Here is a 21,607-nt window from a genome sequence, read left to right on the forward strand (position 1 = left end):
AGAGGTCTGAGGGCTGGGGCGGAGGCGGAGTCGAGGGTGCCGGCAGGGGGCGATCCCGCGCCCTCGACCACCCCCACGACCTCGCCCTCGCCCTCGCCCTCCCCCGGCGAGTTGGCCGTATGTGTCCCCGCACCGCAGGTGGGCAAGCACAAGCAGAGCCCGCCGGCCGACGGGAAGCCGCCGTCAACGCGTCCCGATCTCGTTTCGCCGAGCCGCAATTGCTCGCTCAAATAGCGCAGGGCGCGGCTGGACAGATCGATCGACGACGGAGAGGCCAGCAAACGCAGCTCCTGGCCAGCATGGGTGATCTTGATCGTGACCCCAACCACCAGGAGCTTCGTCGCGTTGTCCAGCCGGCCAACCCGCCCACGGCGCTAGCAGGTTGGAAAACGCCCTGAGATGTCGAGGCCTGTTTGTCGATGCTCGCCCGGCTCAACCAGCCGCCCGCAGCGGGCATCCGGTGCCAACACGTGCGTCGAGCTCGGCCCGCAGGGCGGCAAGCTGCGTCATACGCGCATCGATAACCTTGATCTTCTCCTCGAACAGCGCGGACAACACCTCGGCGGAGTCTGGCGCGTTCCGCAGTTCCTCGCCGGTCTGTGCGATCTCGGCCAGCGAGAAGCCGAGGGTCTGTGCGGTGCGGACGTACTGCAGCCAGGGCACTGCCTCCGGCGGGAAGTCGCGATAACCGTTGGCCAGACGCCGCCCCGTGACGAGACCGATCTTCTCGTAGAAACGGATGGTGTCCCTGGTCAGTCCCGCTTGCGCGGCCAGCTCCCCGATACGCACGATTCTCCCTGAACTGCGGACTTGACCTTGGACACTACTCCACTGTTTACCGTCGTGGCGTCCGTGCAGAAGACCAGCAGGAGCCTCGCAGTGATCCGTCCCTTCGCCCCTTCCCACCCCGCCTATCTGAGCGTCGTACGCACAAGTGCTTGGTACGACCTCGTGGTCACAGCCGGATTTGCCATGCCGTGGACCTACGCCATGGTGCACGACGCGCTGTCGAAGCTCGGTGACGCGGTCGGGCTGGGCACCCTGCCTGCCCTCGACCCGATAGAGATCCTTTACGCGAATCTGATGGGTTCGGTGGTGGTCGTCTGGGCGCTCCTCCGGATCATCAACCCGCTGCCAGTACACGGGCTGTTCGACGGCATCGTGCGCGCACTTTTCGCCGCGTGGCAGGCGTATGCGCTGGCACACGGTGCCCCGCGCTGGCTGTGGCTGTTCTTCGTTGCCGAGGTGGCGTTCGGCGTCGTCCAGCTTGTGCCGTGGTGGCGGGCTCGGCGCACCGACCTTATGGACCCCTCTGCCGGACAACCGCTCGGCAACGCGGGCCGGTAATACCCAGAGGAGTCTCTTGGTCGAAAACCCATTCGCCAGCGGCCTCGTCACTCCATTGGGAGCAAGTGCTGTGCCGGCGCACCAGGTTGGAAAAAGGCTCAGTGAATACTTGGTTGGTTTCTCGGCAAGTACTACTGGAACCTCAGAAAGTTCGCGGACACGATCATACGCTCTTACAGCGGCTAACAGAATGGGCGCTGGGACCTGCGCTTACAGGTATCCCGGATCGCCGTCGGCGTTGAACCTTGTCAGGGAGCGCTCCAGCGACTTCAGAAACTGTCGTAGGTCATCGGCCACCTTGTCGACCTCCGGTTCGTCCAGCGACGCCGTCCGCGTCCGGTAAACGACCCCATCAGGCCCCGCGACATAGATCAGGCCGCCGCCGTTCGAGCCGATGACCAGGCCATGGGCCTTTGGTTCGTGCCGACGTCGACAACGCCGTACTCCTGGCGCCGCAGCAGGACGTCACCGGCCGGATCGAGGAAGTAGCGTTGCCGACGTCCGCCCAGGTGACATCGCCGATGCTGTCGTAGAAGGTGACCAGGTCAGTTGGTGTAGGGGTGACTTGGGCGAGCGTGCGCGCCGCGGCTTGATCGTCGTGGCCGGCCGGCCGCACCTGGTTGGCCCCAGGTGGGAAGCCGTGCCGCTGCTCGAACTCGCCTGTCTTGGCCGTGAGAGTCCCGGAAACTCTGTCTGTCCACGAGGCCAGCCAGGCAGGCGCAAGCGATCGGTCACTCATGAGGCCGGATCATGGCTTGAGCCACGGACATCCATGGAGTGCCCGGCGTTTCCGGCGTCAGCGCAACGCCCTGAGCTGCCGATGGGTGATGAGGCAGCAGGCGAGTTCGAGGAACGCTTCGTGGATGTCAGCTCGCCGTTCCCACCGGATGCGCAGACGCCGGAAGCCGTGCAGCCACGCGAAACTTTTCTCCACAACCCAGCGGTAGGTGCCCAGTCCAGTGCCGTGCAGGGTGCCGCGGCGGGCGATCGCGGCCACGATGGCGCGAGTGCGGACCTGGTCGCGGTAGATGTCGTGGTCGTAGCCGCGGTCGGCGAACAGCGAGTCCGGCTTGCGGCGGGGATGACCGACCCGGCCGCGGACCGGCGGGATCGCGTCGAGCAGGGGAAGGAGCTGGGTGACGTCGTTGCGGTTGCCGCCGGTCAGCAGGACCGCGAGCGGGGTGCCGTGCCCGTCGGTGATCAGGTGATGCTTGGAGCCGGCCCGGCCCCTGTCGACCGGCGACGGGCCCCCGTGGCTCCCCCTTTTTTGCGCCCTGACATGCGAGGAGTCGACCACGCAGCGGGACCAGTACAGCTGCGAGCCCGCGTTCAGTTCGGCCAGCAGGACTTCGTGCAGCCGCTGCCAGACGCCGGCCTCGTTCCAGTCCCGCAGCCTGCGCCAGCACGTCATGCCCGACCCGTAGCCCAGGTCCTTGGGCAGGTACTCCCACCGGATCCCAGTGTGCAGCACATACAAGATCCCGCACAGCACCGCCCGGTCCGGCAACGGCTTGCGGCCCGGGTACCGGAACCTGCGCTCACGCTGCGGCAGCAGCGGCTCCACACGGTCCCGCAGCTCATCCGACACGATCCACGGCGACGTCCCCACAACCGGACCGAACGCTCAACTCCCGTCCCGGGCACGGCAACCAGGACTGATCCACCTCATTGTGTTAGCCGCTGTAAGAGCCGCGAGCAAGGGCCGCCCTCCCAGAGGGGTGGCAGGCGGGCCTCCAGGAGCCTCGCTGAGCGGTCCAGCTGTGACTCCTCGTCAGAGTTCCTTGAAGCCACACCAGACGGATCCGGCAGCGAGCCCGGCAGCTATCCCGACCACTCCGCCTCTTCCGGCAACCTTGAGCCCGCGCTTGGCCGCCTGCTTCGTGAGATACTGGGCGGCATCACGGAAGTGCCTCTTCTTGAGCTTGCTGATGAATGCCTGCGAAGCGTTTCCAAGCCCGCCGAAACCCACCGCCTCCATCAGGCACTTGCCGTAGCTCTTCCAGCTCCTCTTAACCCTGGGACGCTCGCTCGAAGTGGGGGACTGCGAGCTCAGGCTCTCGAGCTCCGACGCCACGGCGTCGGCGAACGCGCCGCCGAACTTGTCGGTCGTGCCCTGGTGGTCGAACTTCCCTTCGCTGTCGACCAGCTCTCCGTCGTAGATCCCTTCCAGGTACTTCGCAAGCTCGTCGATCTGCTGCTCGGACAGCTCTTGCGTCGCAGCCGGTGCGGAATCAGCTGAGGGGGCAGGGCCGTCCAAGTCGGCGTATGCCGTGCTGACGCCGCCCAAGCCGACGGCGGCTGCGCAGACGGCGGCTATGAGGGTCTTGCGGTTGAGCAACCTCGCGTGAATCCCTTCTCAGGTGGCGAACTTTGCTGCACCGCCGAAGCAGCGCGCACCCGAAATCAGAGATCCGAGGCGCATAGCCATCCCGGCCAACGCAAAACTTGCACCTGGGGCTCAGCCCTCTCAGCCGAGTTGATCACCTGCACATTAGAATCGGCGCCGCCCAGCGGGGTTGTGGAGTCCCGAGCTACGAGGGGTTTGTCTGCGCAGGCGGCTGGCTCAGCCGGGCAGGCGTCCGTAGTCGCGTGCCCGCGGCGGGCGTTCATGCACCAGCCAATCCTGCGCTCGACTTTGGCCCGCCACTTGACGGCTCGAGCCCGTGAGACGTCTAGGAAGCCGGCAAGGCGAGGCGGCTGGCTGAGCGGGGCTGGCCGACGGCGGGCCGGCGGGCCGGGTCACGCAGCGACAGCCCACCTGAAACCCGCCCGGCCCGGCGCCCAGAAGCGAGCCGGGGCGAGACGACAGTTGAGGAGCATGGCCCGCGAGAAGTAGATGAACGCCTTGCTGGAGGCGGGCAGTGTTGAGTAGTCCCGTACCAGGCCGACGCGAGCACATCAGCCATCAAGACTCCACTCCACTAGCCACGGTCTCGGGAGCGCCACTAACCCTGACATGTCGTCCCCTGCCCGCTGGCGGGCGATGTTCGAGCAGGTCATGGCCTGGATCGCGGGCCGCTTTGGCCGAGTTGAGCCGAGGGCGAGTGCCCGTGCCTATCTGCTTGGGCTGCTGTCGCAAGCAGAGCGGAGGAACTGCCCGCAACTGGTCGAACAGACCGGTCACATCCGGCCGGGGCCGATGTAACGGCTGCTGCACTACGCCCGCTGGGACGCCGATACCGTCCACGACGATGTCCACGCCGACGCCGTCGATCACCTCGGCACCGACGGCGGTGTGCTGATCGAGGACGAGACCGGCTTCGTGAAGAAGGGCCGGGCTTCGGCGGGCGTCCAGCGACAGTGCACCGGCACCGCCGGGCGCATCGAGAACTCCCCGGTCGGCGCCTTCCTCGCCTACGCCACCAGCCGGGTACGGGCATTGTTCGATCGCCGGCTCTACCTGCCCGGGCGCTCCTGGTGCGCCGATCTGGAGCGCCGCCAGGCGGCCGGGATACCCGAGACTGTGCAGTTCGCGACCAAGCCCCGCCTGCCCTGGGACATGATCGCCGCCGCACTGGACGCCGGCGTGCAGGCACCGTGGGTGACCGGCGACGAAGCCTACGCCCAGGACCCGCAGCTGCGCGCCGACCTGTAGACACGCGGGGACCGGCTACGTTCTCCCGGTCGCCTGCTCGACCAGGGTGCGGATCAACCAGGGCCGAACCCCCGTCCGTGCAGACACCGTTGCCGACCGCTTGCCCGGCACCGCCTGGCAGCGGCAGGGTGCAGGCCCTGGCGCGAAGGGCCCCCGCTGCTACGACTGGGTCCGGCTACACATCGGCGTCGACGAACACCGCCACCTGCTCGTCCGCAGCAACCGCACCAGCGGTGAACTGCCCTTCTACCTGTGCTGGTCACCCACCACGGTCACGCTCGCGGCAACTCCCTCGTCGCCTCGGCCTGCACGGCGAGCTCTCGTTCCAGCTCCTCCAGTCGCGCGGGCACAGGCCCTCCCGTCCGGTGTCGGCGGACCCTGGCAGATCTTCCGTTCCGTTCACCGAAAGCCCAGGTCAGCGACGCCTCCGGCGATGCGTCAGGTGGCGCAACACTTCCGCAACACAACTATCCCTACCGGATCGGTATGGTTCCGAGCATGCCACCCACCGACCGCATCCGAGACCACGCCGGCCAGGGCGCCCCCACCGTCGCTGCCCAGCGCACACGGCGTCGGCTGCGCGCGGACCAGGCACGCCAGCTCGCCGACCTCCTGCGTCACCAGCTCCTCACGGGCGGCTTCCCGGCCGGCACCCTCCCGCACGAGTCGACTCTCGCCACCGACTATCGGGCCTCCCGCAACACCGTCCGTCAGGCCCTCGACCTCCTGCGCGCCGAGGGCCTGGTGGAGCGCCTCCCCGGCGTCGGCACGGTGGTCGTCGCCCAGAAGTACCCTCATGGGCTCGACCGGCTGATGGGCCTCGCGGAGACCCTGCACGAGCACGGCCGCGTCGCCAACGAGGTCCGCACCATGGGCCCGGTCCCGGCCCCCGCCCTGGTCGCCGAGCGCCTCCGCGTCCCACCCGGCACCGACGTCCTCTACATCGAACGCCTGCGCCGCCTGAACGGCCTCCCCCTGTCCCTGGACCTCACCTACATCCCCCTGGACATCGGCACGGCCCTGCTCGGCTGCGACCTGGAGAACACCGACGTCTTCCGCCTCCTGGAGTCCCTCACCGGCCAGCGCCTCGGACGCGCCGACATCACGCTGGAGGCGGTCAACGCGGACGCCCACTCCGCCGCCGTGCTGCAGGCCCCGCGCGGTGCGGCCGTCCTGATGCTGGAACGCCTCACGCACCTCGCCGACGGGCGCCCCGTAGACCTGGAGTTCATCCGCTTCCGCGGCGACCGCATCACGATGAGCGGCCTGCTGCACCGCTCCCTCTGACACCGCCCTCTCCCCCACAACAAGACCCACAGCGCGACTTTCCAGGAGACAGCCATGCCCTTGGTGCCCCAGCGGGCCGACGTGCCCGTGACCATCGACGAGTCGAAGTGCATCGACGGATGCACGCTCTGCGTGGACATGTGCCCGCTGGACTCCCTCGCCATCGACACCGACAGCGGCAAGGCGTACATGCACGTCGACGAGTGCTGGTACTGCGGTCCGTGCGCGGCCCGCTGTCCCACCGGAGCCGTCACGGTCAACATGCCCTATTTGCTCCGCTGATCCCCTTGACCTGCTCCGGTGAAAGGCCGAACCACCATGAAACGCACAGCAGTCGCAGCATCCGCAGTCGTCCTGCTGCTCCCGCTCAGCGCCTGCGGCGGTGACGCCGAGGCCGGCGACGGCTCCACGGTCACCGTCACCGTCGGCTACCAGTCCAAGACCATCAACACGGTCACGGCCGGCACCCTGCTCCGCTCCCTCGGCTACTTCGAGAAGCAGCTGAACGCGCTCGGCGAGGGCGTCACCTACAACGTCGTCTGGCAGGACTACGCCACCGGCGCCCCCATCACCGCCCAGATGACCGCCGGGAAGATCGACATCGGCTCGATGGGCGACTTCCCGCTGCTCATCAACGCCGCCCGCGGCAAGCAACTGAACCGCCCCACCCGTCTGGTCTCGGTCACCGGATACAACCTGCGCGGTGGCCTCAACACCATCGTCACCGCACCCGACTCCAAGCTCACCTCCCTGAAGGACCTGAAGGGAGAGAAGGTCTCCACCAGCGTCGGCTCCGCCGCCGACGGCACCCTCGTACGGGCCCTGCAACGCGCCGGCATCGACCCGAACGACGGCATCGAGAAACTCAACCAGCAGCCCGCGGTGGGCGCTTCGGCTCTGGCCTCGGGCAGTGCGGACGCGCTGTCGCAGTTCGTCGCCTGGCCCGGCCTGCTCACCTACCAGGGCAAGGCGAAGGCCCTGTACGACGGGGCACAGCTGAACCTGCCCACCTTCCACGGGGTCACCGCCCGCGAGGACTTCGCCAAGGACCGCCCGGCCGTCCTGGAGGCCTTCCTCAAGGCCCAGGCCGAGGCCACCGACTACCTCAACACCCACCCCGTCGCCGCCGCCGAGAAGGTCGCGAAGGCCACCGGTCTGCCCGCCGAGGTCGTCTACCTCTACAACGGCGCCCATGGCATCTCCACCTTCGACCCGGCCGTCAAGCCGCAGCTCGTCTCCGCGCTGAAGCAGGACGTGTCGGTCCTGAAGGCGGCGAAGCTGACCGGCGACGTGGACGTGGACTCGTTCGTCGACGACCAGTACCTGAAGAAGGCGCTCGGGGCGTCGTACGGGAAGCGGCTCGCGGCCACGCCGCCCGCCGCCGCGAGCGAGGTGTGGCCGAAGGGCGCCCAGGAGACCAGGACCTTCAAGTCCCCGGCGGAGCTGCTCGGTTACGTGGCCGCGCACTCCGACGGCATCCGCGCCGCCTACGTCCCCGACGCCACCACCGGCACCCTCTGGTTCGCCGACAAGGCGGTGTGGGTCGCCGACGGTGAGCAGCTGTTGCCGTTCGTCGCCCCCGCGACCGCGCAGGCCTACGTGGACGGACACGACGGAGCACAGGCCGTCACATATGCCGACGCCCTGGAGCGTGCCGCGTGAGCGGGCCCGCACCACGAGCCGCCCGGTACGCACTGCGGGCAGCCGCCCTCGCCGCCGCCGTCTGCCTGTGGCAGCTCCTGACCAGTCTGGACGTCGACCTGTGGCTGCGCTTCTCGCAGTTCCCCACGGTCGCCGACGTCGCCCACGCCTTCGCCGGCCGTCTCGCCGGGGCCGACTACTGGACGGACCTCACCGACAGCCTGACCCGCATCCTCACCGGATTCCTGCTGGCGGCGGTGCTGGGTGTGGCAGGGGGCGTGCTCGTGGCACGCTCCCGACTGGCCGAGGACCTGCTGGGCCCACTGCTGGAGGTGGTCCGTCCGATCCCGGCGATCGCCCTGGTTCCCGTCGCGATCCTGCTGTTCCCCTCCAACGAACAGGGCATCGTCTTCATCACCTTCACCGCCGCCTTCTTTCCGGTCCTGGTCTCCACCCGGCACGCCGTCCGTGCGCTGACGCCCGTGTGGGAGGAGGCCGTGCTGACGATGGGCGGCGGCCGGTGGCGGATCCTCGGCTCGGTCGTCCTGCCGGGCGCCCTGCCCGGCGTCTTCGGCGGCCTGTCGGTCGGCATCGGTGTCTCGTGGATCTGCGTGATCTCCGCCGAGATGATCTCCGGCCAGTACGGCGTGGGTTACCGCACATGGCAGGACTACACGATCGTCGACTACCCCGGTGTCTTCGTCGGGATGGTCACGATCGGCGTCCTCGGCTGGCTCACCTCCACGGCCGTGGAGCTGCTGGGCCGCCGCCTGACCCGCTGGCTGCCGCGCACGTCGTACGTCCCCGGCGCGCGCCTTCCGCGGCGGACGCGCGAAGCCCCTTCCCCCGCACCGGTCGGCCCCAGGCCCAAGGAGGACGTGTCTCATGACCAGCTCGTCTGACGTCCGTTCACCGTCGCGCACCGGCACCCGCCTCGCCCTGCACGACGCCGCTCTCGGACGCCGCGGCGCGCCCGTGCTGGACAAGGTGGACCTTGATGTGGCCCCCGGAGAGATCCTGACCGTCGTCGGCTCCTCCGGCTGTGGCAAGTCGACCCTCCTGCGCACGCTGGCCGGACTTCTGCCCCTGCTCTCCGGAGGGATCATGCAGGACGGACGCCCCCTGACCGCCCCGTCCGCCGAACGCGCCCTCGTGTTCCAGGAGGACGCCCTGCTCCCCTGGCGCACCCTGCGCGCGAACGTCGAACTTCCCCTCGCCATCAAGGGCTTGCCCCGCGCCGAATGCCGTACCCAGGCAGAGGCATGGCTCACCCGCGTCGGGCTGACGGAGCAGTCCCGGCACCTGCCGCACCGCGTCTCCGGTGGCCAGCGTCAGCGCGCCCAACTGGCCCGGGCCCTCGCGGGGGCGCCCCGTGCCGTCCTCATGGACGAACCGTTCGGCGCCCTCGACGCCCAGACCCGCGCCGGCATGCAGGACCTGTTGGTGGAGGTGCTGCGCGGCACGGGCGCCACCGTCGTCTTCGTCACCCACGACGTGGACGAGGCCCTGTTCCTCGGCGACCGCGTGGCCCTGCTGGGCGCGGGCCGCCTCATCGCCGTACGGGACGTACCGCGCCCGCGTGAGCGCGCCGCCCGCGACCATCCCGCCCGTATCGCCCTGCGGCACGAAGTCCTCACGTCACTCGGTTCTTGAAAGGCACCCTGGTGGACACCCCCCTGCAGATCCCGGCCCTCACCGACGCCGAGGAGATCAGCTGCGACGTCCTCGTCATCGGCGGCGGCACCGCCGGCACCATGGCGGCCCTGACCGCCGCCGAGCACGGCGCGGACGTGCTGCTCCTGGAGAAGGCCCACGTCCGCCACTCGGGCGCGCTCGCGATGGGCATGGACGGCGTCAACAACGCGGTCATCCCCGGCCGCGCGGAACCCGACGACTACGTCGCCGAGATCACCCGCGCCAACGACGGCATCGTCGACCAGTCCACCGTCCGCCAGACCGCTACCCGCGGCTTCGCCATGGTGCAGCGGCTGGAGTCGTACGGCGTGAAGTTCGAGAAGGACGAGCACGGCGAGTACGCCGTCCGCCAGGTGCACCGCTCGGGCTCCTACGTGCTGCCGATGCCGGAGGGCAAGGACGTCAAGAAGGTCCTGTACCGGCAGCTGCGGCGCCGGGAGATGCGGGAGCGGATCCGCATCGAGAACCGTGTGATGCCGGTGCGGGTGCTGACGGCAGAAGGGAAGGCCGTCGGAGCGGTGGGCTTTCACACCCGTACGGGCGCGTTCGTCACCATCCGCGCGGGTGCCGTGATCCTGGCGACGGGCGCCTGCGGCCGGCTCGGTCTGCCTGCCTCGGGCTACCTGTACGGCACGTACGAGAACCCGACCAACGCGGGCGACGGCTATGCCATGGCCTACCACGCCGGCGCGGAACTCACCGGCATCGAGTGCTTCCAGATCAACCCGCTGATCAAGGACTACAACGGCCCCGCGTGCGCCTATGTCGCCAATCCCTTCGGCGGCTACCAGGTCAACCGGCACGGTGAGCGCTTCGTCGACTCCGACTACTGGTCGGGCCAGATGATGGCGGAGTTCGCGGAGGAGGTCGCGAGCGGCCGGGGCCCGGTCTACCTGAAGCTGAGCCACCTCCCGGAGGAGTCGATCTCGGCCCTGGAGTCGATCCTTCACTCCACGGAGCGCCCGACACGAGGCACCTTCCACTCCGGCCGGGGCCACGACTACCGCACCCACGACGTGGAGATGCACATCTCCGAGATCGGCCTGTGCGGCGGCCACTCGGCCTCGGGAGTACGGGTCGACGACCACGCCCGTACGACCGTCCCCCGCCTGTACGCCGCCGGGGACCTGGCCTGCGTCCCGCACAACTACATGATCGGCGCCTTCGTCTTCGGGGACCTGGCGGGCGCGGACGCGTCCCAGTACACGCCGTACGAAGGGGAGTTGCCCCTCGACCAGCTGAAGCAGGCGCACCAGCTGATCTACCGCCCGCTGCGCAACCCCGACGGCCCGCCGCAGCCCCAGGTCGAGTACAAGCTGCGCCGCTTCGTAAACGACTACGTGGCACCGCCGAAGTCCGGTGCCCGGCTGTCGCTGGCCCTGGAGGCGTTCGAGCGGATGCACGACGACATCGCCACGATGGGCGCCCGCACCCCGCACGAGCTGATGCGCTGCGCGGAGGTGAGCTTCATCCGCGACTGCGCGGAGATGGCCGCGCGGGCCTCCCTGGCCCGCACGGAGTCCCGCTGGGGCCTCTACCACGACCGTCTCGACCACCCCCACCGTGACGACGCGTCCTGGTTCCACCACCTCGATCTGCGCAAGTCCCCCACCGGTGCGATGGAGTTCACGGCGCGTCCCGTGGCTCCCTATCTGGTCCCGGTCGACGGTCTCACCGCGATCGGCGGGCCCTCCCGCCGCCTCGGCGAGGTCCACCCGGAACAGGTGGCGACCGCTGGGGCCCGGGAGGCGGCGCCGGCGGCGATACGGCAAAAGCCCGCCCTGGCCGATTCGACCGCCCGCCCCGGTTCCGGCACGGACACGCCGGCCACACCGCGCCTGCTCGAACTGCTCTCCCTCGCGGAGGACGAGCCCCGGCTCTGCGCCCTCGCCCCTTACCTGACAGACCCCGAGCCCACCGTTCGCCGAACGGCGGTCACCGTGCTGACGGAGACGGTGCCGCCGGGCACCGGACCGGCACTGGCCGCCACGCTCGCCGACCCCGACGCCGGCGTCCGCGCTGCCGCGGCCGCCTCACTGCGCGAACTGGTCGAGACGCTGGACCCTGAACCAGCCCTGCGCGACGGCCTCGTCGCCGCCCTGTCCGAAGCCGATCCCGTCGCCCGTGCCGCCGCCCTCGACGTCCTGCGTACCCTGCGCCTCGGTGACACCGGGCTGTTCGCGGGCTCCCTTTCGGACGCGGACATCGCCGTGCGTGTCGCGGCCGTGCGAGCACTCGTGTCGGTCGACGCCGCCGGAGAGCTGGCCCGCGCGGCGACCTGCGAGCCGTCCCGCGAGGTCCGCGTCACCATCGCCAAGGCCCTGGCCACTGTGACCGCGGGCCAGTTCGACGACAGCACGTCGGGCGGCCCCGGACCCGACATGGTCCTTGCGGCCCTCACCGAACTCATCGCCGATCCCGACGCCCTGGTGCGTGCGGCCGCCTACGAAGCACTGGGCACGACCGGCTGCCCGGCGCCCCTGGCCGCACGCGCGGACGCGGCCCTGTCCGACCCGGCCTGGCAAGTGCGGGCCGGCGCGGCCACCGCCCTCTGCCTCGCGGCCCCCGGCCTCGCCGTACCCGCCCTCGCCAAGGCCCTCGCCGACTCCAACGCCGATGTCCGCAAGGCCGCCGTGGCGGCACTGACCCGGCACCGTGCCACCGAGGACGCCCGGGCGGCCTTGGCCACGGCGACGACGGACACGGACGCGGACGTCAGGGCCTATGCGGCCCGGGCCTTGTGAGCGAACCGCTGCGACGCAGACGACAGCTCCGGAGCGCGGGCAGCGACGTGGGCCGTACGGACAAGGGCCCGCATAAGCCATACGGAGGTTGACCGAGCTGCCGCGGCTGTGCGCCGAGGCCGAGGGAAGCCGGTGGTGCTCGATCCGGACTTCGACGGCGTCACCGAGCAGATCAAAGAGGTCCGCGCCGCCGCCGTGCGGCGAACCGCAGCCCCCGCGCGCCCGCGGCCTCGGCGCTCTGGCCGCCGCTGCTGCCCAGGATCCACACCTCGACGTCGGCGCCCTCGCCCGGCACGGTGTGTGCCTCGATGCCCTCCGGGGTCCGGTAGGTGGCGGCCAGCAGGGCGAGGATGTCGTCGATCTGCTGGGCGTAGTCCTGCGACTGGGCACCGGGCAGCAGGAGCAGCTTGCGCTGCAGGGCGATGCGGGGTGAGCCGAGAGGCGTTTGAAGGAGAAGAGGGGCGGGATCAGCAGGCCGTTCGGGGCCCGGCCGTCCACGACGGGGGTCACGGTCGCGGGGGCTGCGGTCGGTTGTGCCGGCGGGCGGCCTCCCGAGCGGCCCAGGCCGAGGTCGAGGAACGCTGGTGCGATCGTGTCCGGGCCTGCGAACGCTTGCGACGAGCCGGCAGTCCCTGAATGTGTACGGCGCGACGATCTTGCAGGTCCCACCCCTGCCCATGCCCGATCCGGACCACGGCTACGCGCCCGAGACTCAGCTCCCTGGGCTGAGGGTTTGCGGTGGCGTGTTGGCTTTGCCTGAACGGACCGCGGGGAGCGGCATGATGTGAGGAATCCGGGAGAGCAGACGGCCGCCGTGTACCGGCCGTCGCGGCGGCACAACGCTCGGGAGCGGGCACAGTGCCGTCGTCAGGGGCTCGAGCGAGTGCTGCTGACCCCGTCCCATGCCTACGCGTGAGGCAGCTGCGCGTTTCTTGCTCAGGGCAAAGAAGGGCTCCACGAAACACGCGGCTGTCCCCCCGTTGGGTCTCCCAGCGCCCGGTACACAGGCGGGTCACCACCGTCGGGTATTGCGCCGCCGTCGCAGTGCTGTGCGTGCGAGGTTGACGGACGAAGCCGTTCGGCGGTTCTGGCGCGCCGGGTCGCCCCGGTGGCCTCCCACGACGCGTGGCCGACGGACCACTACCCGCCGTTCCGGCTCGACATGGGCGGGCAGGAGTCCCCGCCGACGGACTCCCCGCCGACCGACATCCCGCAGCGTCCGGTGCCGTAGGACCGCCTGCCCGCCCATACCGGGTGGACCACCTCAGACACGCCAGGCAGAGGCAGGCGAGCCCGTCGGCCCGCGGCCTGGCCGCAACCGCCCATGACCGGTATCACCTGGGCACCAATAAGGTGACCCCATGTCTGTCACATTGAGTCCCACGAGAGCCAGAGCCGCGCTCCGTACATCGGCGCGTATCTCCGTGGAGCTGCTACTGGTCCTCGTGATGCTCGCAGCGGCGCTGTGGCTTCTGGGCCGAATATGGTCGGTGGTCTGGCCGCTCGTCATCGGTCTGCTCCTCACCACACTGACCTGGCCCCCGGCTCGTTTCCTCCGTCGTCACGGGTGGTCGCCCGCCCTGGCCGCGTCGGCCGTGACCGCACTGTTCCTCCTGGTCTGCGTGGGCGTCGTGGCGCTGATCGCGGTGCCGGTGGCGTCCCAGTCCGGCGAGCTGACCGATGGAGTGGTCGAGGGTCTTCAGAGGCTGCGCGAGTGGGCCGCCGGGCCGCCGTTGAACGTCGGCGACGATCAGATCACCAAGGCCATGGACACGGCGGTCGCCCGCGCACAGGACGGCCTCGGCAGCATGGTCACCGCGGTCGTCACGGGAGTGAGCACCGTGGTCAACGGCTTGATCACCGCCGTCCTCGCGCTTTTCCTGATGTTCTTCTTCCTGAAGGACGGACCGCGGTTCCTGCCGTGGCTGGCTCGCCAGTTGCCCGGCAGGCTCGCCACCGACGTCCCGACCGTGGCCGCACGATCCTGGGACACCCTGGGCTCGTTCGTACGATCCCAAGCGGCCGTCGGGCTGCTCGACGCCGTCCTGATCGGGCTCGGCCTGTGGATCATAGGGGTACCGCTGGTGCTGCCGCTGGCGGTGCTGACCTTCGTCTCCGCGTTCGTGCCGATCATCGGCGCCCTGTTCGCCGGTCTCGTCGCGGTTCTCATCGCCCTGGTCTCCAACGGCCTGACCGACGCGCTGATCGTGCTGGGCATCATCGTCGTGGTACAGCAACTAGAGGGCAACGTGTTCCAGCCGGTGATCCAAAGCCGTGGGCTCGGTTTGCACGCGGCAGTGGTCCTTTTGGCCGTGACGCTTGGCGGCAGCCTGGCCGGCATCGTGGGCAGTCTCCTTGCCGTACCCGTCGCCGCGCTGATCGCGGTCGTCTGGAACTACCTGCGCGACCAACTGAGCGAGCCCAACGAGGAGTCGGACGAGGAACCGATGGGCGTCCCGGCGTAGCGAAACTCGGTCGCCGCGCACCGGCCGGCCCCACGCCGCGAAGCATGCAACAGCCGCAACGCGGGAACCGTGCGGCCAGCGAGGCCGAGGGAACTTGGATGTACGTTGCTCGCGGGAGGTCCAACCAACTCGGCAGGCAGAACGGTGTCCTTGTCGTCGATGGCGAAGGCCCTCACCCGACGGTGCCGACGGCATCCGCGTCGGCGGGCTGAGCGGTGGCCTGGGCCTCCAGCGCGGCGATCCGGGCCTCGATCCGCTGCTCCTTGTCGACCAGGCGGCCGTAGCTCAGCACGTATACCCCGCGGCGTTCGCTGCGAGCTGGGTGCCACCCAGGGCGACGGGCCCATCTTGAACGTGCCGACCTTCTGCGCGAGGTCCAGCGGCTGGGTGCACACGTGCGCGGGGCGTCCAGGCAGCGGCGGAACCGCGAGACCGCCCGCTGGAACTCGAGGCGTACGCATCCCCACGAGTCCGAGGCCGCTGCCCGGTCGGAGCGGCGGGACGAGCGACCGCCGCGGGTCTCCACGGTGACGACGCGGAGCCTGCCGTCGAGCTCCCGCACTTCCCCCGTGGCCGTCCCCTCTCCATACCGGTAGGCATTTCGTGAGTGCTTCTTCAACGACCCGGTAGATGCCACACCGACGTTGGGCTCCACGAAACCGGCGAGGGAGGTCGATCGAGGGTCGGATGTCGAGGCCGATGCTTTCAAAAGAGGCGACACGTCCTTGCAGGCCACTGAGCACCGCGATGGGCCGTGGCCTCGTCGCCGGAGACCTCGTCCCCGAGGCGGAGGAGCGCGAGGATGCGCGTTTCGACGACGACGGTGCGGGCGCTGGCCGTGGCGGAAGGAGGCCCTGCCGGGAGGACTCGGCGTCTTCGGGCAGTCCGATTTCCGCGGCGCCGAGATGCATGCTCAGCATCGCGACCTGGTGGCGGATGACCTCGTGGAGGTCCCGGGTTATGCCGAGTCGTTCTTCGGTCGCTCGACAGCACGAGCACCGCCATGATCCACACCGACGAGGGGTCGTGGCCCACCACTATGACAGCGACGGAGGCCGCGCTCGTCACGACCAGTCCTGCCCACGGGTGGAGAGGGCGACACCGCTGTCGGCGAGGACACGTCCGCGGGTCTCCCTCGCTGCCCGCTCCGGCTGCCGACGGCCCAGGAAGAGGGTGCTTCCCTCTCCTTGGGCTTCGTGGCTCGGCCGTTCCATGTCGTCGGCGACCGTGCGGTCGAGGGCCGTGTGGAGGCGGGCGACTTCTACGCGGGCAAGGACCGTCACACCGTCTACTTCACGGCGACCTTCGACAGACCGTTCACCCCGCACGGCACCTGGCGCGCGACCACGCCGGCTCCGAGTGAGCGCAACGCGGCCGGCGAGGGCGGCAACGGCGCCTGGGTGACCTTCGAAGCCGGATCCGACCGCGACGTCGTCGTCAGGGTGGGGCTCTTTCCACGGGTGCCGAGGGTGGCCGCAAGAACCTCAAAGCGGAGAGGGACAGCTCCTACACACCGGGGCACTCTGCGGACGCCCGCGTCTTCGCGGCACGCGGCCAGTGGTACCGCCGGTGGAACTGGTGCGGTACGGGCCTGCTCTGTCAGCCCGCGACTGATTGAGCGTTCTCTTGTACTCCCCCTCAGACGCTGCTCGTCCATCTCCTGAGCCGCACGCTCCTCGTTGGGACGGGCAGCGCGGCGACGGGGCTCGGCTCGGGGAACGGGCCGCTCTCAGCCGGAGGCAACATGGCTCACCGGCTCGGGTTGCGGTTCTGATTGCCGCGCCGGTGCGGCGTTCTTCTCCCAGAACCGGGTGGTTTGCACGTAGCCGTAGATGACCGAGGCCAGGGCCAGAATCAGAACCGGTCCGAATATTCGGGGCTGTTCGGCCATCTCCATCGGCACATAGCGATAGCACGCCAAGAGCGATACGAAAACGACCGTGCCATAGGTGACCAGCCGAATTCCCGACCGATCCCAGTCGCGTTCCTGCGCACGCAGCGCTGCCTCGATCGTGAGCGCGAAGACCACACCGACGATGAGATCGACGCCGTAGTGGTAGCCGAAGCCGAGTGTTGCGGCGAGCGTGGCGATCAGCCAGAACGTGCCGGCGTATCGCAGAAGCCGTGGGCCCTTGCGGGTATGGATGAAGATCGCGGTGGCCCACGCTGTGTGCAGGCTGGGCATGCAGTTGCGCGGGGTGATCCCGTCGTACGGCATGGGCTGCGGGATAGTGAGCGGTGGCGGTGTGTGGGGCCATAGGTCGGCCAGCGCCCACTGCACGCCTCCGGTTCCGGAAGCGCCCGGGCCGTAGGCGAAGACGGGCCCGACCACCGGGAAGATCATGTAGCAGGCCGGTCCGAGGAGGCCGATCACCAGGAAGGTGCGCACCAGATGGTGGCGCGGGAAGCGGCCCTCGGCCCTCACGTTGCGCAACTGGTACAGCGCGACGACGACCGCGGCTACCGCGAGCTGAGCGTAGACGAGTTGCAGGACATGGGTGCCGATGGGGCTGGTGGCCGCGACGATCCGGCCCGCCAGCCATGACGGGTCACCCAGTGCGTGATCGGCCATGGCCACATAGGGATCGAGCACCATGGGGCGGGTCTTCGCCGTGATGAGCAGCCAGGTGTCGCCGGTTTTGCGGCCGGCGACCAGCAGCAGACCCAGCCCCACGCCCTTCAGCAGCAACACACGTTCCTGCCCAGTACGGCGCGTGACAGCGATGACGCCGCACCCCAACATCACCCACAATGCGCCACTGCCGAAAAAGTACCCGTCCGGCACGTCGGAGTCGATCGCCCAACGCGCCAGCGCGAAGGCGACGTCGATGCCTACCGCGACACCGGCCGCGAGAAGCCGCTGCCGCCAAGTGAGCACAACCATCATCAAGGCCATACCCGCGTACAGCGGGCCCGGCTTGGCGGCGAATATCAGGTCCCTCGCCTGATTGGTCAACGGCCCCTGTACGCCGCAGCGACGCGCGACGATCTCCAGTGTGACGAGGAAGCCAAGTGCCGCCAGGGCAGCCGTGGTCCACAGCATCACCCGCGCCCGACGCCATGCGGCAGCGGCCATTACGCCGTTTATTCGCGACAAAACCCGCGATGATATAGATGTCAAGTGCCTGTCAGATTTTTATTAGGTGAACCAGGCAACCTGTTGCACTGGAGGGCACGGTTTCCTGGCAGGGAACGGAAGTGGATCGTCGATGGTGCGAACATGCTATCGGAGCGTTCAGGGCGGCCTTCCCTGACCACCGGCTCCACACCCCGCGGCCGTCCGGGAGGCGCGTGCCGGCCCGCCTCGGACGAGCAGGGTCGCGGCTGCCGGACGTTCATGGTGGCGCACCCTGCTCATTGCTGCCGAGCGTGCGGTCCCCGCGAGAGGGTCCAGTAAGGCGACGTGGGGGCCATTCGGTGATCGGCCGAGACAGTCGAAAGCGCTGCCCGGCAGCCGGGTCGTACGGCTCCACCCTGCCCCCAGATCGGCGCCCGGCCGTTCCGAGGCGCTGTTCGAGATGCGCCCCCAAAGCCATCGAGTCATCGTAAAAGGGATATAGCAGACCCGGCATGAGGAAAATAACATGAAGTCCGAGTACGATCTCACAGACGAGCAGAAGAAGGCCTACGCAGATAACGAAGCCGAACTCGGCAACATCGAGACGCAGATGCGCAGCATCCAGGACGCCGCCAACACACGACTTGCCGCGGCCCAACTGCGCTTCGACCCGGACGGCACGTACTGCTTGCAGTGCCCCTGCGACGAATACGTAGGGCCCAATCACACCTGTGGGAGGCGCACCTGCACTCATTCGAGACTCAGCCACAACGGCTTCGTCTGAGGGTCATCGCACCCCCCGGCGTCAGCCCAGAGAACACTTGGACGACCTCACCCGCTCGCGACGTCTCAGCGGCCTCCGATCCTCCGCGTTCAGACGGGCTGTGGTTCGGCGTCCAGTGACTCGTTCCGTCCCAGGACCCACGGCCCGGGGACGGTCTCGCAGACAGCCTCCAAGTCGGCGCGGGTCCGGCCCCGGATGTGCAGCCGGCTCTGGGCGCCCAAGCCGTCGGGCGTAGCACCTGCCCCGGGGCGGAGTACCAACGTACTGGAGAGTCCTCCGGCCCCATCCACATTGGGCAATCGGGTAGGGCGACCCGATAGAAGCGCTCGCGCACAGCACCAACCAGGTTCGCCGGAAGCTCGCACACGTTGTACAGCCGGCCTCCACCGCTGAACGGTGACTCGCCCAGTACGAGCTCTACGCAGGCCAGGCACACCCGGTCCATGAACGGCACCCAGCCATGCCGCGCCCCGACGAGCACCGGGGATCGTCGACGGGTTTAGCGATAGGGAGGTCACGTTCTCGGTCTCTCCTGCACCCGCTGGACCACCACCCACTGGCGCCAGTTCTTTCCCGGCTGCCCGCCGAACCGGCTGTAGAGCTCTGCTTCCTTGTTCACGAGCGCGTCGGCGGCCAGCCAGTACAGCTCGCTCCACCCGGCGATCACCTGGGTTTGTCGCTGAACGTCCGAGGAACCGGCTTCGCCAGCGCCGGCTGCTGTTCGCCGGTGGTCTGATTCCCTCGGTTGAAAAACTGCCGGAGCAGATCGGGATGTTCGTCGGACTTGGGACGCGTACGACTTCCGCGCGACACCTGATGGACATGGAGACCAGCGGAAGACTGTCCCTCACCGCGTTACGGCTCGCGGTCGACGTCATGTCCCACCAGCCCACCGGCCGCACGAGGGCTCCGCCGCCCCCACGGCGTTGCGCGCAGAGTTGGCGCGCCAGGTACGCGCCGTGAGCGGGCCTCGCGAGCAACGAGTACGGAGAAGCCGGCGGTGGGAGCACCCACCGCCGGCTTCTCATCGGCCTGTCAGTCGCAGTCCTGCCCGCTGTTGATGCACTGGACCACTTGGTTCATCAGGTCCTCGTCCATGACGTTGATGAAGTCGTTGTGGTCGGTGATCGGCTTGTGCAGCTGCTCCGGGAAGCCGTCCACCGCGTACGGGTTCTGCACCTGACCGTTCTCGACGGTCGGGGCCGGCACGTCGTACACCAGGCGGGCCTGGAGCTGTGGGATGGCCTGGAAGCCGTTCGGGCAGCTGCCGTCGGCCTGGACGAACGCCACGTGATCACGATGGTTGGCGCTGTCGGTGTTCTGTCCGTCCCAGCAGCTCTGGAAGTTGGACGTGCGCACCACCGAGCTGCCCTCGGGGCAGATCACGTACTTGTCCGTCACCTGCCGGTCCTCAAAGCCGGTGCAGCTGAACGAGGTGTTGGCGTTGGCGAGGCCGTTGGTGAAGGCCTTGGCGTCACCGGTGATGATGCGCAGGAACTGCGGCATGGCGACGACATCGCTCTTCTTGTTGCCGACGAACTTGAGCTCGGCCTGTTCGGCCTTCAGGATCTTGCCGACGTTGCCCTCGGCGCCGCCGCCCGCATCGGCGGCGTCGAACTCGTCGGTGCCGTCCTGGAGACGGAGCACCGGCCAGTAGTAGGTGGACTTGTCGCCCTGGTTCTGGCACGAGGTTTCCGCGTGGGCCAGGTCGTCGTCGCTGGAGAAGGCGTCGTTCCCCTGGTTGCCGACGTAGTCGTGGGTGTGGTGCGCGCCATTGTCGACGCCGGGGGCCACGATCAGGTTGTCGGAGTTGAACAGGTCGTTCTCGTTCACACCGCAGCTCGTGGTGAAGGAGCCGGTGGAACCGGCGTCCCCGTTGGCGGGCAGGCCGTTCGGCAGGTTGCGGGAGCCCGGCTGGACGTCCTCGATGTTGACGAAGTCCGCGGCCACCGGGCCGTTCCCGGCCTGACCACCGTTGCCCTCGGGCACCGGGTCCAGATCATTTCCCTGGCCCTGGCCCTCACCACCGCCGTTGCCCTGGCCCTGGCCCTCGCCACCGCCGTTGTCCTGGCCCTGGCCTTCGCCACCGCCGTTGTCCTGGCCCTGGCCTTCGCCACCGCCGTTGTCCTGGCCCTGACCACCCTGACCCTGGCCGTTGCCGTTGACGTCGGCCGGCATGCCCTTGCAGTCGGCCAACTGGGCGAGTGTGTCAGGGGTTTGGCCGCCGACCCGCCGGATGTTGATGCCGATGCGGTCGATGGCCGCGGTCCGCTTCGACTTCAGCGGGCCGAGGATGGCATTGTCGACGTAGCGCGGGTCACCGGCCTGGGCCTGACGCGTGGAGGCGAGCCGGGTGTAGGCCTCGCTGATCTGCTCGTCGAGGTTCGCCAGCTCCTTGTCCACACCTTGACGGGCACCGTCCGGTACGTCGGTGAGCTGCTGTCCCACGTCCGGGCACTGGATCGTGCTGATCGGCGTGCCCGCGGCCTTCGTCTGGTTGGCCGAGTTCTCCTCGTGTGCCGAGGCGTAGAAATTGGCCCAGAGCAGCCCGCCCCCACCGAGTGCTAGGGCCGCCGATGCGGCTATGGCTTTGGTGGCCAGCGGCGTACGACGTTTTCGTGTGTTGCGTCCCATGGAACTCCTCTGACTTTCATTTCGAGGGCATCGAGGTGCCCGGCAGGAGTGAATCGACTCCCTTCCACTTGAAGGGCTTCTGGGGGGTGTTCAAAAGTCCCCGGAAATTGATGCCAGATACGTGAGGATTCTTTTCCCTCAACGTCGCCTCGAATACCGAGAGTTGTTGATGCATGATGGATTCGGCCCGCCCGGTACCTCCCTGTTCCGGGCCCTGCGATGGAAGCGCCACGCCACCCCTGAACGAGCAATTATGCTGAGCATTACCCGTTCCCGCCCGTGGCGGCGACTCGGCGCGAATGACGCAGTCAATGACTGTGGAGTCGTATTGCGCAGTAAAGCTGCGCAGTTTCCCTT

General features: G+C 68.8%; 19 protein-coding genes and 2 pseudogenes. 12 read left to right on the top strand and 9 right to left on the bottom strand.

What is annotated here, in order from left to right; genetic code table 11:
• Positions 1 to 99 precede the first annotated feature (99 nt).
• Both ACHBTE_RS15485 and ACHBTE_RS15490 read right to left on the bottom strand, forming a co-directional pair.
• A pseudogene (locus ACHBTE_RS15485) lies at positions 100 to 281 on the bottom strand (IS5/IS1182 family transposase); the annotation flags it as partial.
• A gap of 151 nt (positions 282 to 432) precedes the next feature.
• Positions 433 to 789 carry a MerR family transcriptional regulator gene (locus tag ACHBTE_RS15490; RefSeq protein ID WP_394724393.1) on the bottom strand — a complete coding sequence of 119 codons (357 nt, stop codon included), beginning with the start codon at positions 787 to 789 and terminating at the stop codon, positions 433 to 435.
• A 90-nt stretch (positions 790 to 879) separates the two neighbouring features.
• Between ACHBTE_RS15490 and ACHBTE_RS15495 the strand changes: the two genes are divergently transcribed.
• The gene (locus ACHBTE_RS15495) at positions 880 to 1,347 is read left to right on the top strand and encodes a hypothetical protein (protein ID WP_394724551.1); all 468 of its coding nucleotides are present in this window, start codon (positions 880 to 882) and stop codon (positions 1,345 to 1,347) included.
• Positions 1,348 to 2,143: 796 nt separating this feature from the next.
• Here ACHBTE_RS15495 and ACHBTE_RS15500 read toward each other — a convergent pair.
• Positions 2,144 to 2,996 (bottom strand): IS5 family transposase gene (locus ACHBTE_RS15500; RefSeq protein WP_394724552.1). Its coding sequence is split into 2 segments (ribosomal slippage): positions 2,144 to 2,956 and positions 2,958 to 2,996, totalling 852 coding nucleotides; the frame shifts between segments, so codons are not numbered across the junction.
• Between the two features lie 122 nt (positions 2,997 to 3,118).
• Entirely contained in the window at positions 3,119 to 3,685 is a 567-nt protein-coding gene (locus tag ACHBTE_RS15505; RefSeq protein ID WP_394724394.1) for a hypothetical protein, read from the bottom strand.
• Positions 3,686 to 4,498: 813 nt separating this feature from the next.
• Between ACHBTE_RS15505 and ACHBTE_RS15510 the strand changes: the two genes are divergently transcribed.
• The 7 genes from ACHBTE_RS15510 (at position 4,499) to ACHBTE_RS15540 (ending at position 12,309) form a co-directional block, all read left to right on the top strand.
• Positions 4,499 to 4,942: a transposase gene (locus ACHBTE_RS15510; protein WP_394724553.1), complete on the top strand. Its 444-nt coding sequence runs from the start codon at positions 4,499 to 4,501 to the stop codon at positions 4,940 to 4,942.
• Positions 4,943 to 5,440: 498 nt separating this feature from the next.
• Positions 5,441 to 6,229: a GntR family transcriptional regulator gene (locus ACHBTE_RS15515; protein WP_394724395.1), complete on the top strand. Its 789-nt coding sequence runs from the start codon at positions 5,441 to 5,443 to the stop codon at positions 6,227 to 6,229.
• Between the two features lie 54 nt (positions 6,230 to 6,283).
• Entirely contained in the window at positions 6,284 to 6,511 is a 228-nt protein-coding gene (locus ACHBTE_RS15520; protein WP_067240494.1) for a ferredoxin family protein, read from the top strand.
• A gap of 36 nt (positions 6,512 to 6,547) precedes the next feature.
• Positions 6,548 to 7,891 (top strand): ABC transporter substrate-binding protein, encoded by a 1,344-nt coding sequence (locus tag ACHBTE_RS15525; protein WP_394724396.1) that lies wholly within the window; start codon positions 6,548 to 6,550, stop codon positions 7,889 to 7,891.
• Complete coding sequence (locus ACHBTE_RS15530) at positions 7,888 to 8,772, top strand: ABC transporter permease (RefSeq protein ID WP_394724397.1); 885 nt, start codon at positions 7,888 to 7,890, stop codon at positions 8,770 to 8,772. Before ACHBTE_RS15525 ends, ACHBTE_RS15530 begins: the two co-directional genes overlap by 4 nt.
• On the top strand, positions 8,756 to 9,523 hold the full coding sequence (locus ACHBTE_RS15535; RefSeq protein ID WP_394724398.1) for an ABC transporter ATP-binding protein: 768 nt from the start codon (positions 8,756 to 8,758) through the stop codon (positions 9,521 to 9,523). The genes ACHBTE_RS15530 and ACHBTE_RS15535 overlap by 17 nt, the downstream gene beginning before the upstream one ends.
• Before the next feature lie 11 nt (positions 9,524 to 9,534).
• A complete protein-coding gene (locus ACHBTE_RS15540) occupies positions 9,535 to 12,309 on the top strand; it encodes a fumarate reductase/succinate dehydrogenase flavoprotein subunit (RefSeq protein WP_394724399.1) in 2,775 nt (924 codons plus the stop codon).
• A 178-nt stretch (positions 12,310 to 12,487) separates the two neighbouring features.
• Here the strand turns inward: ACHBTE_RS15540 and ACHBTE_RS15545 are convergent.
• Positions 12,488 to 12,900: pseudogene (locus ACHBTE_RS15545) on the bottom strand (LLM class flavin-dependent oxidoreductase); the annotation flags it as partial.
• A 517-nt stretch (positions 12,901 to 13,417) separates the two neighbouring features.
• Between ACHBTE_RS15545 and ACHBTE_RS15550 the strand changes: the two are divergent.
• Entirely contained in the window at positions 13,418 to 13,540 is a 123-nt protein-coding gene (locus ACHBTE_RS15550; RefSeq protein ID WP_394724400.1) for a hypothetical protein, read from the top strand.
• 130 nt (positions 13,541 to 13,670) lie between these two features.
• Complete coding sequence (locus tag ACHBTE_RS15555) at positions 13,671 to 14,774, top strand: AI-2E family transporter (RefSeq protein ID WP_394724401.1); 1,104 nt, start codon at positions 13,671 to 13,673, stop codon at positions 14,772 to 14,774.
• A 1,064-nt stretch (positions 14,775 to 15,838) separates the two neighbouring features.
• On the opposite strand, the gene ACHBTE_RS15560 is transcribed toward ACHBTE_RS15555, so the two are convergent.
• Positions 15,839 to 16,057, bottom strand: coding sequence for a hypothetical protein (locus tag ACHBTE_RS15560; RefSeq protein WP_394724560.1), 219 nt, complete (start codon positions 16,055 to 16,057; stop codon positions 15,839 to 15,841).
• Between ACHBTE_RS15560 and ACHBTE_RS15565 the strand changes: the two genes are divergently transcribed.
• A complete protein-coding gene (locus ACHBTE_RS15565; RefSeq protein ID WP_394724554.1) occupies positions 16,019 to 16,438 on the top strand; it encodes a hypothetical protein in 420 nt (139 codons plus the stop codon). The two genes, ACHBTE_RS15560 and ACHBTE_RS15565, sit on opposite strands and share 39 nt — an antisense overlap.
• 65 nt (positions 16,439 to 16,503) lie before the next feature.
• Here ACHBTE_RS15565 and ACHBTE_RS15570 read toward each other — a convergent pair whose 3' ends face one another.
• A complete protein-coding gene (locus ACHBTE_RS15570; protein ID WP_394724402.1) occupies positions 16,504 to 17,850 on the bottom strand; it encodes a phosphatase PAP2 family protein in 1,347 nt (448 codons plus the stop codon).
• Positions 17,851 to 18,358: 508 nt separating this feature from the next.
• Between ACHBTE_RS15570 and ACHBTE_RS15575 the strand changes: the two genes are divergently transcribed.
• On the top strand, positions 18,359 to 18,616 hold the full coding sequence (locus ACHBTE_RS15575) for a hypothetical protein (RefSeq protein ID WP_394724403.1): 258 nt from the start codon (positions 18,359 to 18,361) through the stop codon (positions 18,614 to 18,616).
• Between the two features lie 514 nt (positions 18,617 to 19,130).
• On the opposite strand, the gene ACHBTE_RS15580 is transcribed toward ACHBTE_RS15575, so the two are convergent.
• Together ACHBTE_RS15580 and ACHBTE_RS15585 are read right to left on the bottom strand one after the other, a co-directional pair.
• The gene (locus ACHBTE_RS15580) at positions 19,131 to 19,283 is read right to left on the bottom strand and encodes a hypothetical protein (protein WP_394724404.1); all 153 of its coding nucleotides are present in this window, start codon (positions 19,281 to 19,283) and stop codon (positions 19,131 to 19,133) included.
• A 368-nt stretch (positions 19,284 to 19,651) separates the two neighbouring features.
• Positions 19,652 to 21,250 (bottom strand): DUF1996 domain-containing protein, encoded by a 1,599-nt coding sequence (locus ACHBTE_RS15585; RefSeq protein WP_394724405.1) that lies wholly within the window; start codon positions 21,248 to 21,250, stop codon positions 19,652 to 19,654.
• Positions 21,251 to 21,607 lie beyond the last annotated feature (357 nt).

Source organism: Streptomyces sp. M41 (genome assembly GCF_043673425.1).
Taxonomy (GTDB): Bacteria; Actinomycetota; Actinomycetes; order Streptomycetales; family Streptomycetaceae; genus Streptomyces.